Here is a 12,425-nt window from a genome sequence, read left to right on the forward strand (position 1 = left end):
TCCGTCATCACCGTAGATGTCCATCTATCCTTAAACGGACATCAATTGCCCGCTGATAGACAATCCCAGATATAGAATGCAAAATGAAGGCGGCCTTCGGCGGAGGGTTAGGGGTGGGGAGGCTCTAGATTACGGATCAACTGCTCGGCCAGGCGGGCATCATCCAACTCTCACGCCTGACGCATACAATCATTCCAGCACGCTCAATGGCGCCTGATAATTTGCGGCATTAACCAATACCGGTTCCCCTCCAAAATCACTTTACTACTTTTAGATCAGCATTTGCAGGCAAAGTAAAATGAAAATGGCTACCAACACCTAACGTACTCTGCACCCAAATTTTACCACCGTGTCGATTTATTAAACCTGCGGCCAATGGCAGACCCAAGCCTGTCCCCCCAATTTGGCGTTTCATGCTATCATCAACTTGCTCAAATGCTTTAAATATAACATCCAGTTTATCATCCGGAATCCCGCATCCAGTATCGCTAATGACAAAGTGCACAACATTTTTTTCTTGTTCAACAGATACGCTAACGTGCCCTTGATCACAAAATTTGATGGCATTTCCGAGCAGATTAATAAGGATTTGATTTAAGCATACAGGATCCGCCCAAACCCATAAATTATCAGAAGCAGTCACTTTTAATTTTAGATTTTTTTTTGTGATTGTAGAGCCGACAATATTGATAGTGGTTTTAATTGCAGCTGCAATATTAACTAACTTTGGAGTGATGGATAATTTACCAGAATCCATTTTTGCAAAATCCAAAACTTGGTTTATTAAACAAAGCAAGTGATTGGCAGATTCAAGTCCTCCACTAGCGATTTCAACGACTTCTGTCACAAGGTCATTTAATGATTCCTGAAGCGTCCCACGGCACTCTAAAGGAAGTGACATCTTCATTTGTTGTAAGCCTTGCACTCCTTTAAACAAATATATTTGCTTTGCTAATTCTTCAAATGGCCCCTTTAAACCCTGTGTTGGTGTACGCAATTCATGGCTTATCATATTAATAAAATCTGTTTTAGCTTTACTTGCATGTTCAGCTATATTGCGTGACTCTTCGGAGACCTTATATTGTTTTTTAAGTTCTTGGTTAGCTTCCTCTAAGCTTGTAACTAATAATTCTAGCGAATATGACATATTATTAAATGTCTTAGCGGCTTGTGATAATTCATCACTACCTTCATCAGGTACTCGAAAACTAAAATCCCCTACCGCGACTGCATGAGCAGCATCTTGTAGATTTACTAGGCGACGAACCAAAAATGAACCTAACAAAAATGAAACTAATGCAGAAAATAAAATTTCCCCAAAACCAATAAATATAAACTTGTGCTGAAGTGAAGAAATAATAAATCCTAGACTACCCGTAGATATGCCTATTTCCACCTGTCCATATACGTTATTCTGAACTTTAACCGGGTATGCCACATTATATACATCCGCCGTAATATCTAAGCGTTTAAAATTTGCAGAAAAATTTGGTGTGGTTTTATGGTTTAATTTATTTCGTATGGCAAGTACATCAGTCATATTGCTAACGCGTGCATACATAAGATCCTCATTGACCATAATGTCGTCAACAATGCTTTCTAGGGAAGCAATATCCACTGCTAATACAGCGTTAGTCGCACTGGAGGCAAAAAGGCGCGCTGTGATTTCGGCTCTCTTTATAAACTGCTCCTCCAAATTATTTTGCATTACACTTACCACGACTATGGCAAACATTATATTAAACAAGCCTTCTATAGATGCGATAAAAACGATCGCCTTCCATCGAAATGAGAGTTTTGAAAGCAGGCTCTTAACTCCAAGCAACATGTATATAAACTTTCAAAATAGTCATGACGGCACCTCTAGAAATGGAAAGATATCGCTCTTAATAGGCTTTAACCCATTGGTTTTATTGATATGTAAAACTCAAAAATGGTATTTTTAGAGGTGCCTATGAAAGTGTTATTTGGGAAGAATATCTATCTGAAGTTCCCTTACGTCATTCCAGTCAGAATCAGTGCCGCGTTCTATTCCTTGTGTGAACCCAAGTTCATTTAACAGTTTTTTCCCATCTTTATTATCAAACATTTTAAGTAAAACTCTTTGTACAGTATCAACAACATTTGTTGGCACTCTCGGGTGTGCTGCAAATGCGTGAGGCGTATACCCTTCAGAGACCCAAAAAATATTTAGTTTTTCTTTGACTTTTGGGTCGACCGTTTCCAACGTTCGTTGGATGCCTCCTCCTGCAACAAACATCCCCCTCGCGACACCAATGTAAACTGAATCGTGACTTCCTACATATTTAGAAGTGAATTTAACATCAATTTTCGACAAATTAGATTGTGGCAATATAGTTGCTGCAAATGCAGCAGGCGCAGGAAATGCTATTTCTTTCCCATCAAGTTCTTTCAAATTTTTTATTAGGGTATCCTTTTGAGTAACCAATATACCCTTAATATTTTTTCCTTTCTGTTTGCCAAATGCACGATATCCTGGATTCTGAGAAAAAACCGTATAATGTAACGGGTTCATATAGGCAAAATCATATTCTCCAGCAGCTAATCGAGCTTCAAATGTAGGAATGTCAGGAGCCGTGCTAAAATTTATAGTTAAACCAGTATCATGGCTTAGTTTTTTCAGAATTGGCCCCCAAAGTTTTACGAGAACTGATGGAGACTGTTGAGGAACGAAGCCAAATGAAAAAGAGTTTTCAACAGCGTAAACTGGTTTAACCGCTAATACCAATATCGTGGAAATCAAAACAAAAAACTTACACACATCAATTCCTTTCATACAAATAGGGCACATCGAAAGGGTGTTCACTCGCGATGGCTATACTGGTCACCCAAATTTCCAAAAAAATAATAATATACTTCAATAAATTGTCATATGCTGGCGCTATAGCGGCTTATCACGTTGCCCCATTATCTCCCTTTTGGGGCGGCTTGACCCGTTTCCTCTGCCCGATACCGTCAAACTGATCACCGTCCTGGGTCTTGCATCGGCGGCGGACTTTCGGTTCACCGGCTGATTTTCGGGGGCTGCCGCGCTTGATGATGTCCCAATACGACATAAGCGCGTGGTCGGTGGACAGAGGCATGTCACGTTGATACCCATAATGCGGCTCGATCTCCTGATTTGATCAAGTTGCCATGGGTCAACGTGATAAGCCGTGCGCTATAGCCTCAATAGGCCTATCAAAAACATAAATCACTCATTTTTCACCATCGCAAGTATTAATAATCAGTCACTAAAGACTTATCCCGTTGTCCCAGGCATCCGGGAGCACCTTGCAATAGATTGGAGAGAGATGAGCATTATTTCGTATAATCACCATCATCCGGCTCATTTTGTTCCTCAGAGAAGTAAAATCAGCACCAAACCTTCCAGACCTTTGTCCCTTGCCAGTCATTGCGTTTATGACCTGGGACAACGGGATAAGCCACAGTCACTATTGCCTTTTATTATTTCAATAGGTTATTTTGAGGCACTCAGCACAGTACCCGACTCTTCTCATAAAGCAAGGCCGTACAACGGTTTTCGAGGTATATTTGGCTTGAACAACCCGGTCATATAATTGCGCAATTCCAATTCAGACATTCTGACTGAGGCTTTTCTAAACACATTGATGCCGAGCGTGAAGATGGATTGCTGCAATCGGCCATGGGCTTTGCGTCGTGGTGGTTTAGTTCTCGCCACCCAAAGTCCTGTTTTGTAGGCGATGCAAAAAGCAATCGCCAATACGCTCATCAACGTTGCTAATTTATGCGGATTTGTTATATGCGTATCTTCCAATCCTAAACCTCGTGTTTTCAAGCAGGAAAATAACGTTTCAATGCCCCATCGGTTGCGATAGATCGGGAGTGCCGTTTGGATGCGGATAAGACTTGTGGCGACAATAAGCATTTCTCCGGTTTTCAAACGCATCATGGAAATTTTTATGGGCGTTGTTGTTTTGGATGGGTCTCGACCTAAATACCACGTCCCTTTTAAAATGCATTTTTGACCGTTTTTAAGATGACGTGCATGGGCCGATAGTGGAGCCGGAGCATATCCATCCTGCCAAATGAACATATTTTCTTTCAGGCGCAAAACAAAAGGAATGCCTTGGTTTTGAAGCCAATTAAACCATGCCTCCCCAATAAATTCACGATCCCCAGACAAAGATGCTATGGGTTGATTTGGGAAGACTTTGTTGAGTTTTGGCATGAGGTCTGTGCGCTCTTTGGCATTGGAATTCCCAGCCTTGCCTAACAAGACCCAAAAAAGGGGAATGCCGACTTTCTCATGGATAATGGTCAGCATTAGAATGTTGATGTGGCATCGCCCAAACTTCCAGTTTGTTCGATCAATGGCCAAGTGCCAGGGCTTTCCAGACAGTCCCATAATGTGCACAACCAGACGGGCAACACAGCCTTCATCAAGACGAATATGTTGAAAAAAACGTTCAAAACGACGATGTACAGATAACGTTTTTGACCGTGTATCAACATGACCCGCAAGCCGCCAAAGACTGACCGTTCCGGTTTGGATGATCAGCGTAACAAGCCAAACAAGCGTTTCTTGGCTTGTGCGCCAGAGAGGGATGTGGTTTCCTAACTTCAGGGATAAATACTTAGTCAGCGTTCTGTTCATATTCAAAGACTTTCAGTGGTTTGAGGATCTTAAAGTATGAATTGCTTCAAGTGTTTATCCCGTTAAGTCGGGTGCTGTGGGCACTCAGACAAGTCCAGGCATTTGGTGTCTGGGTCTTGAAGTGACGACGCTGATGGCGAAGAAACGGGCTCAGGTGTTTGCATGTTTCGGGAGGACAGAATACGAATGGCTGCTGCGCCTTTGTTGTAAGCGTGTTCCATAACACCCTCCTGTTTTATGTAGCTTTTTGCATCAAGCAACATGCCCAAAAGTGTGGCCTCGTCGAGATTGTCCATTCCGACAACCCGCAACACTCTTAAGGGATCATCACATGCGGGATGACCTTGAAAGCCGAGCTTATTGGTTTCTCTTTTGAGCATGCAACACCTCAATTAAATGTGTTGTTGGTGAGGTCATCCCTAAATTTTACAACCCGTTCACGCAACTTCAAAATATCTATGCCACTCTTGGCTAAGGCGTATGCTTCTGCGTTCAGCGTGGAAATTGCATCATCAACAGCAAACTTGAGATCCAAAAGGACCGCACAAGATTTCAACGAAATATATTTATCTTTTGGATTGAGAGAGATGTGCTGTTTCGGATCCTTGTTCAGGAGAAACTCTATAGCCTCCGAAGAGAGATATTTTTTTATAAATTCAATATCTAAGCAGTGCATGTCGGTTCCATTTTCATCTTCGGACTGATTAAATTCAACATTATGTTGGGTCATTTACGGGACCTTTTACAGAATAAAATATCCATATAACTATTGCTATATACAATGCTTACTCCATTTTATGACTTTAACAATCCCCATATGGGGATAGGTAATGACGTGATGGTGTGGACGGTTTATTCCCTTGCTGTTCTGCCATCTGGCGCGAGCGGATAGTCTTCGTGAGATTTGCGGCGGCCCTTCGTGTCAACGGCGTAGTAAAAAGGGGCCGCTGGGCGGAGCAATAGTGGTCCCCTTTTCTTGATGTTGCGCACGGCGGTGCGGGTCGTCCCGGTAGCCAACGAGCACCGCCCCGCCGTGCATCTGTTTTTGACAGCCACGGAGTGCTTTAGGGGACAGGGCAGGGCTGTTCAACGCTAATTACTTTAAAGTGAAGTAAGGGATTCCCAAAGCGGGTTTTTTCTGAATCTATGTGAGTGCAGATGAATTACAGGAGCACTCATGTCGTTAGCATTTTTGGAACTGTTGGGGCAAATCCCCGACCCGCGCCGTTCGCAGGGTAAGAAATGGCAGCTTGGCCCCGTATTGCTGGCGACGATCCTCGCCATTTTGTCCGGGGCCACATCATACCGTAAGGTTCATGGCTTCATTAGGGTTCACCGCAAGTCTCTCAACAAGGCGTTTGGCTTTGGCTGGCAGGCGGTGCCTGCCTACAGTGCCATTCGCACGATACTGCGCGGGCTTGATGGAGCCGAAGTGGAGCAGGTTTTCCGACGACACGCCGCACAACTGAGTGGAAGCGAAGCTGGGGATGACGTTGAATCTCTGCCAGTGGTAGCGATTGACGGTAAGACGCTCCGGCACAGTTTTGATACCTTCAACGACCGCAAGGCCGCCCATGTTCTAAGCGCCTTTGCCGTCGATAACGCCCTGATCCTTGGGCATCTGGAAGTGGATGAAAAAAGCAATGAAATCCCCGCTGCCCAAGCGATGATAGAAGCCCTAGACCTTGAGGGCCGTCTGTTCACCCTTGATGCCATGCACTGCCAAAAAAACATTTCTGGCGGCCCGCAAGGTGAAAAGCCATCTCCTTGTTCAAGTCAAGGGCAACCAGTCCGCCTTGCTGCTCAAAGTCAGAGCGATCACGGAAACATTGCCGCCCTTAACCCAGCATGAAGCGATCGACCCCAACAGGCGTTCGCGGCATGAAACCCGCCGTGTCGAGGTTTTCGATGCTGTTCCTGGTCTCTTTAAAACCCAATGGAACGGCCTCATTAAACGGGTTGTCCGTGTCACCAGATCAACCTTGATCCGCCGTACTAAAGACGGCTTGTGGGACCGCAGGGAAGAGGTTTCATTTTACCTTTGCTCAGCCGCCATCAGCGCCGAGAAATCCGCCGGTGCCATTCGCAGCCACTGGGGTGTTGAAAACCGCAATCACTACGTCCGCGATGTCGCTATGCAAGAAGACGCCAGTCGTATCAGAACAAACCCAGGCATCTTCGCCCGTGCCCGCAGCTTCGCCCTCAATATCCTGCGAATAAACGGTGAGGAAAACATTGCCAATGCCCTATGGTGCAATGCCCTCGATATCAACAGAGTATTTGATTATCGTCTCAAATAGTTAGCGTTGAACAGCCCTGGGGGACAGGGGCGGTTGGGCGGCGGCAAGACCGGGATCCGTTTCAAGAACAAACTTCTATCCCTGAATTCGACGACTGTGTCCTTGTGCTTGAATCTCTTCCCCTGGGCCAAATATCGCTGAGCAAAGGGTGGCGTAAAGGTTCATGTCATGCTCAATCACGCCGATTACATGCCGTCCTTCGTGTTGTTCACCAAAACAGATGACCGTCCTCAATTACAAGCGCAACCATTTGCCCGTCATATCCCCATTTGGGGATATGTGTTATGACTTTATAATGTTCTAATATGCATAGAAAGCATTCATGTGACGTGCCTATGGGTGGGGTGAGTCAACACAGAGGGGAGTCCTGCAAATGGAAGTTAATGATAATTTATTGTGGTCAGATGAGTTTAGCACCCACATTCGGGCTATCGACAATGATCACAAGGAATTATTTGATATTTTTGGTACCCTTCATGCGTACGACCTGAAACACAAAAACACGGAGCAAATTGAAAATGTATTAGCGCTTCTATCCAACTATATTCACTACCATTTTGAGCGGGAAGAACGTTTTATGGAAAGCGCGGGCTATCCAGACATAAATGAACACAAGCAACTGCATGAAATACTAAAACATGATGTCCAAGGCTTACGGTCTCTTTTTACAACCTCTCCAGAGGAAGTAAAAATTACGAGGGCGGTGGCTTTTCTCTTTAAATGGCTGCAAAAGCATATTCTTAAAGAGGATATGAAATACGTCCCCTATATGCGTGGTGAAAAAAATGTACAGAAGTCAGCACAAGAAAAGGCCGACACATGCATTAAAATATCTGTCTGTGTACCTCGTGCAAAGGCTGCCCTCATTGAGAACTGTATTGAAGTGATTTTAGAACATGGCTTGACGGGAGAGTTAGAGCAGTTAATGAATGAACTTCAGAAAAAGAAACTCAAAAGGGCACGGTTTCTTTTTACATAATGTCTGTGGTCTGCGGCGTGTTGCTTAGGGGATACATTGATGTCGGAATTCTTGAATATTAACCAACAACGCATGTTATCTATGCTTCTCAGAGTGACTCTTATTTTTATGGGCTGCGAACTTTTTGTCATGTTTGTACTGGACGTTTTTATAAAACCTCTAAGCCTTAGTTTTTCCATAGAGCCTATTTTAGATGTTGTAATACTGGGCATAATTGCATCACCTCTTGTGTATTTTTTTGCAATCCGCCCCTTCATGTTTAAGCAGTCCCTTTTTCGTCAGGTGACAAAAAAAATAGGCGAAGTATTTTGGATGAGTGATCCAGGTAAAAGTAAAATACTTTATATTAGCCCCGCCTATGAAACCATTTGGGGGAGAACGTGCAAAAGCCTATACCAAAACCCGCAAAGTTTTATAGAAGCGATATGCCAGGAACATCGGGAACGGGTTGTTGCCGCAATGGGGAAACAAGCCCTCGGTGGCTACGACGAACTTTATAAAATTGAACGTCCAGATGGACAGTCCTGTTGGATTTGGGACAGGGCTTTTCCAGTCAAGGATAAACACGGCAATGTTGTTCGGATTGATGGCGTCGCTGCCGACATAACGGAGCAAAAAGAGACTGAACTGGAACTGCTCAGATCTGAGCACGATCTCTCTGTTGCTTTAGAAAAAGCAACGGCTGCAAGCAAAGCTAAATCTGAGTTTTTAGCTTCTATGAGTCATGAGCTGCGCACCCCCTTGAATGCCATCCTGGGTTTTGCCCAAATGATGCAATACAGGAAAGACGAGCCTCTGATGCCTGGACAGAAAGAGGCTGTGGATATCATTTTGACCAGCGGTGTTGGTCTCCTCAATCTTATCAATGAAGTTCTTGACCTAGCCAGGATTGAAGCTGATCGCGCCACAATCTATCTTGATACTGTTGATGCGGGTAAAATTGTTTCAGATTGTGTTTCGATGCTGACTCCATTAGCCCAAAAGCGACATATTAAAATCAAAAATATGGTGAGTAGCGCATCGGCTATGCTCAACACCGACCCAGATCGCTTTAAGCAGATGGTCATAAATTACATTACAAATGCAATCAAATATAACAAAGAAGGAGGCCTTATCACAATCGAGGGGAGCATAACCGATCACGGATTTTTTCATCTCTCGGTAACCGATACGGGCATTGGTATTGAGGATAAAAACCTTCCTAAAGTTTTTGAAATTTATAATCGCTTTCAAACTAACCCACACATCACTGTTGAAGGTACGGGGGTGGGGCTGTCAGTTGTAAAACTGCTGGTGGAGCGTCTTGCTGGAAACGTCGGATTTGAAAGTAAGATCAACCAAGGATCTACGTTTTGGCTGGAACTGCCGCTTGTAACCAACAAAAATGTTATCATCTGGACGGATCACCTGAGTGTTGGTGTTGATGAATTAGACGCAGACCATCAGTGGCTAGTGAAATTAATAAATAAAATTTCTTCGATGCGTGTGACTGATGAAGAAATAAATACTGCCATTGAGCAACTTTCAAAATACTTCGCACGCCACTTAAATAGAGAAGAAGCGGTGATGAAAATGTGCGAATATCCTGATTTGGAGCATCATCGTAAAGGTCATAAAAAGCTTACATCCACTTTAGACAACATTGTTCAGAAATGGCGTTCTGATCGCAATGTTGATATTGCTAGGACACTGCGAGACTTTGCCCGCGAATTTCTGCTCCCTCATATTTTGATAGACGATCAGAAATACACAAAATACATTATTGGCAAGGAACAACAGATCTCGGATGTACTGGTTGAGATTGGTAACGTTAGCAATCGTAGCGCTGAAAAAATATCCGGTAACCTAGAATCAGCTAATCTTCTTTCAAATAAATCAGAAACATCCCCCAAAAAACACATCAATGTAATTTTTGTTGATGATGAACAGCATGTTCTGGACGGATTAAAACGATCTTTGAGGGGAATGTCTGATGAATGGAATATGGATTTTGTATCCGAAGGTGAGGAAGCCTTAGGCTTGATGGAAACAAAGCCTTACGACATCATTGTGAGCGACATGCAGATGCCGACAATGAGCGGAGAAGAGTTGTTGGGAAAAGTAGAAAAACACTATCCTTCCACAGCCCGTGTTGTGCTTTCTGGGCACGTTGATCAGGATGCCACGTATCGTCTGGTGGGTTCCAGCCATCTGTTTCTTTCAAAACCTTGTTCCACTGAGCTTCTCATTGACACAATGAGAAAGTCGATTTCCTTGAGCAATACACAAGGCCTAATATCGAATTAGTTTTATTGCCCGGCAGGGCTTGACTGATATACTCCGACTCATTGAATAAGCGAAAAATCCTTGCCAAATTCATTTTAAAGGATTCTTGTTGTCAGCATGATACGCGCAGGATTTTTAACCACGACGGAACGGGCAGAGTTGATTGATTTGGCTCGGAATGGCTTGGTCGAGCATCGTCTGGCGCGCCGCGCCAACGCACTTGTGCTTCTGGATCGAGGCATGAGTTGCGCGGAGGTCAGTTCGGTATTTCTGCTTGATGATGATACGGTCAGGACTTGGTTTCGGCTCTATAGGGAAGAGGGGATCGAGGGTTTGGCCGGTTTTGGCTACGAGGGTAGCGCCGGACATCTGAACGCCCGGCAGCTCCAGCAACTGAAATCCTGGATTACCGATACCTTGCCGCGCACGACGCGCCATGTCGGGGCGTGGATTGAGCAAGAGTTCGGGATCACCTATCAAAGCCGCTCGGGGTTGGTTGCGCTGCTTCATCGTTTGGGGATGGAGCACCGCAAGCCGCAAGCGGTGGCGCGTATTTAGGCCTGACATCAAGGCGATATCAATCAGGTGAGATGGATTATTCGGGTCGCATCTCAAAATTTGGTGACGGCTTATTGCGCAGTCTTAATTTACGAAGCCGCGAACAGCCTGTTGACCATTGTTCGCAAGTCCCATCCGATGAAAGATTGGGCCCGACGCATTCGCAAACGTATGCATTGTCGTTGATAAAGGTTCATGGTAAGCGGTGCGATGATCACACGGGGGTTATTTCTGCGGTATGGTTCCAAGGTAGGAGCGACTCGATCTGGCTTTGCCTGTGCCCTGCTACGATGGCCTTGAGAGTTGCCGTTATATAGAGCCCACTCATTAAGTCTAAGTAATTGAATTTAAATAATATATTTCATTATATTTATGTTATAATGCAAGCTGGACACCCGCATTAACCCAAGAATTTTAGCGCTTTGGGCTCGGATATCCGATTTTGGCAGATATTGCTCGAGGTTTTGGTTCTCCGATCACGTTGATCGGGCTGTTTTGCTGTGAGTTTCCGCGCTTTGGGCGGACTCATCCCATGGCGGCGCGGCGTTCATGGAAGATCAGGCGGTCCATGTTGTAAGCGAGGTTGGCGAGGGTCAGTTTGGCCTCTGCCCGCTTGATGCCGATGGTGCGGATGAACAGACCGAAACGGTTTTTCTGGTGGGCGAAGACGTGCTCCACATGGGCACGGATCGATGATTTCTTGGCGTTGGCTTTACGCGTGGCTTCGGGCATCGCTTTGCCCTTGGGCTTCTTGCGATGAATGCGGCTGACCAGCATCTTCCCCGCAAGCCATTTTTCGTTATTTTGCGAGCGGTAGGCGCTGTCGGCCCAGACCTCACCAGAGGTGTTGTCCGTGCCAACCACATGCTTGAGTTGGCGACCATCGGGTGCGGAGGCCGACGTCACATGTTGCCCGCGAATAAAGCCGAAATGGCGGTCGATGCTGATGTGTGACTTGTAACCGAACACCGGGAGCGCAATCATCGGCAGCGGCGTGCCGTCGGGCCGATGGCGCACCTTGCCGCCGATCTTCAGCGTCCAGCGCGCATCCACGTCTTTCTGCGCTGCTTTGTTGGGTTCATCAGGCCAAATCTCGTGAGCGCTCTTGCCCGCCTTGACGGCCTCCTTTTCCGGATCGGTATTGCGCTGCTTGGGCGCCGGAACAAGGCTGGCGTCGACGATTTGTCCCGACATCGGAATGTAGCCCTTCTTGTAGAGTTGCCAGTCGAACGCCTTCATCACCCGCTTCAACGTGCCGGTCTCCGTCAACTTGTTGCGGAACAGGCGAATGGTGTTCTCGTCCGGCGTCGGCGCGCCGAGATCAAAGTTTAGAAACCGCATCCACGACAGCCGGTCACGGATCATAAATTCCATCCGCGCATCGCTCAGATTGTGCTGGGCTTGTAGGATCAGAATCTTGAACATCGACACCGGATCAAACGGCGGACGCCCACCCTTCGCGCCGTCGCCATAACCAAGACCCTCGACCAGCCAGCCTCGGAAATATTCAAAATCAACCGTCGCCGCCAGAACCTCCAAGGGATCACCGTCCTCGCTGAGACGCGCAAGGTGTTCCGACAAACTGAAAAAACCGCGTTGTTCCATCAATCTCTCCCTATCAAGCCGATGGAACGATTGAATCACAAAACAGAAAAAATGGGGAGGTTAATACGGGTGTCCAGCT

The 12,425-nt window shown here is 45.6% G+C and carries 10 protein-coding genes and 1 pseudogene; 5 read left to right on the forward strand and 6 right to left on the reverse strand.

Features of this window, described 5'->3' with window-relative positions:
• Positions 1-256: 256 nt before the first annotated feature.
• The 5 genes from BEN30_RS17540 to BEN30_RS17570 form a co-directional block, all read right to left on the reverse strand.
• Complete coding sequence (locus tag BEN30_RS17540) at positions 257-1,828, reverse strand: ATP-binding protein (RefSeq protein ID WP_069959598.1); 1,572 nt, start codon at positions 1,826-1,828, stop codon at positions 257-259.
• 135 nt (positions 1,829-1,963) lie between these two features.
• A complete protein-coding gene (locus BEN30_RS17545) occupies positions 1,964-2,797 on the reverse strand; it encodes a phosphate/phosphite/phosphonate ABC transporter substrate-binding protein (RefSeq protein ID WP_069959599.1) in 834 nt (277 codons plus the stop codon).
• Positions 2,798-3,517: 720 nt separating this feature from the next.
• Positions 3,518-4,639 carry an IS4 family transposase gene (locus tag BEN30_RS17555; protein WP_084005697.1) on the reverse strand — a complete coding sequence of 374 codons (1,122 nt, stop codon included), beginning with the start codon at positions 4,637-4,639 and terminating at the stop codon, positions 3,518-3,520.
• Positions 4,640-4,701: 62 nt separating this feature from the next.
• A complete protein-coding gene (locus BEN30_RS17565; RefSeq protein ID WP_069959603.1) occupies positions 4,702-5,019 on the reverse strand; it encodes a conjugal transfer protein TraD in 318 nt (105 codons plus the stop codon).
• A gap of 8 nt (positions 5,020-5,027) precedes the next feature.
• Positions 5,028-5,369, reverse strand: coding sequence for a hypothetical protein (locus BEN30_RS17570; protein ID WP_069959604.1), 342 nt, complete (start codon positions 5,367-5,369; stop codon positions 5,028-5,030).
• Between the two features lie 447 nt (positions 5,370-5,816).
• Between BEN30_RS17570 and BEN30_RS19060 the strand changes: the two are divergent.
• The 5 genes and pseudogenes from BEN30_RS19060 (at position 5,817) to BEN30_RS19300 (ending at position 11,058) form a co-directional block, all read left to right on the forward strand.
• A pseudogene (locus BEN30_RS19060) lies at positions 5,817-6,939 on the forward strand (ISAs1 family transposase).
• A gap of 373 nt (positions 6,940-7,312) precedes the next feature.
• Positions 7,313-7,918, forward strand: coding sequence for a bacteriohemerythrin (locus tag BEN30_RS17580; RefSeq protein WP_069959606.1), 606 nt, complete (start codon positions 7,313-7,315; stop codon positions 7,916-7,918).
• 39 nt (positions 7,919-7,957) lie between these two features.
• The gene (locus tag BEN30_RS17585) at positions 7,958-10,204 is read left to right on the forward strand and encodes a bacteriohemerythrin (RefSeq protein WP_084005699.1); all 2,247 of its coding nucleotides are present in this window, start codon (positions 7,958-7,960) and stop codon (positions 10,202-10,204) included.
• A 96-nt stretch (positions 10,205-10,300) separates the two neighbouring features.
• Positions 10,301-10,741, forward strand: coding sequence for a helix-turn-helix domain-containing protein (locus BEN30_RS17590; protein ID WP_069959608.1), 441 nt, complete (start codon positions 10,301-10,303; stop codon positions 10,739-10,741).
• Positions 10,742-10,743: 2 nt separating this feature from the next.
• Positions 10,744-11,058: a hypothetical protein gene (locus tag BEN30_RS19300; RefSeq protein WP_084005700.1), complete on the forward strand. Its 315-nt coding sequence runs from the start codon at positions 10,744-10,746 to the stop codon at positions 11,056-11,058.
• 208 nt (positions 11,059-11,266) lie between these two features.
• On the opposite strand, the gene BEN30_RS17595 is transcribed toward BEN30_RS19300, so the two are convergent.
• A complete protein-coding gene (locus BEN30_RS17595) occupies positions 11,267-12,346 on the reverse strand; it encodes an IS5/IS1182 family transposase (protein ID WP_069959609.1) in 1,080 nt (359 codons plus the stop codon).
• Positions 12,347-12,425: the final 79 nt, after the last annotated feature.

This window comes from Magnetovibrio blakemorei (assembly GCF_001746755.1).
Taxonomy (GTDB): Bacteria; Pseudomonadota; Alphaproteobacteria; order Rhodospirillales; family Magnetovibrionaceae; genus Magnetovibrio; species Magnetovibrio blakemorei.

What these genes read in the sequence shown, in the direction of transcription:
- BEN30_RS17540 (WP_069959598.1), bottom strand. Translation starts at nt 1,828, where the DNA reads ATGTTGCTTGGAGTTAAGAGCCTGCTTTCAAAACTCTCATTTCGATGG.
- BEN30_RS17545 (WP_069959599.1), bottom strand. Translation starts at nt 2,797, where the DNA reads ATGAAAGGAATTGATGTGTGTAAGTTTTTTGTTTTGATTTCCACGATA.
- BEN30_RS17555 (WP_084005697.1), bottom strand. Translation starts at nt 4,639, where the DNA reads ATGAACAGAACGCTGACTAAGTATTTATCCCTGAAGTTAGGAAACCAC.
- BEN30_RS17565 (WP_069959603.1), bottom strand. Translation starts at nt 5,019, where the DNA reads ATGCTCAAAAGAGAAACCAATAAGCTCGGCTTTCAAGGTCATCCCGCA.
- BEN30_RS17570 (WP_069959604.1), bottom strand. Translation starts at nt 5,369, where the DNA reads ATGACCCAACATAATGTTGAATTTAATCAGTCCGAAGATGAAAATGGA.
- BEN30_RS17580 (WP_069959606.1), top strand. Translation starts at nt 7,313, where the DNA reads ATGGAAGTTAATGATAATTTATTGTGGTCAGATGAGTTTAGCACCCAC.
- BEN30_RS17585 (WP_084005699.1), top strand. Translation starts at nt 7,958, where the DNA reads ATGTCGGAATTCTTGAATATTAACCAACAACGCATGTTATCTATGCTT.
- BEN30_RS17590 (WP_069959608.1), top strand. Translation starts at nt 10,301, where the DNA reads ATGATACGCGCAGGATTTTTAACCACGACGGAACGGGCAGAGTTGATT.
- BEN30_RS17595 (WP_069959609.1), bottom strand. Translation starts at nt 12,346, where the DNA reads ATGGAACAACGCGGTTTTTTCAGTTTGTCGGAACACCTTGCGCGTCTC.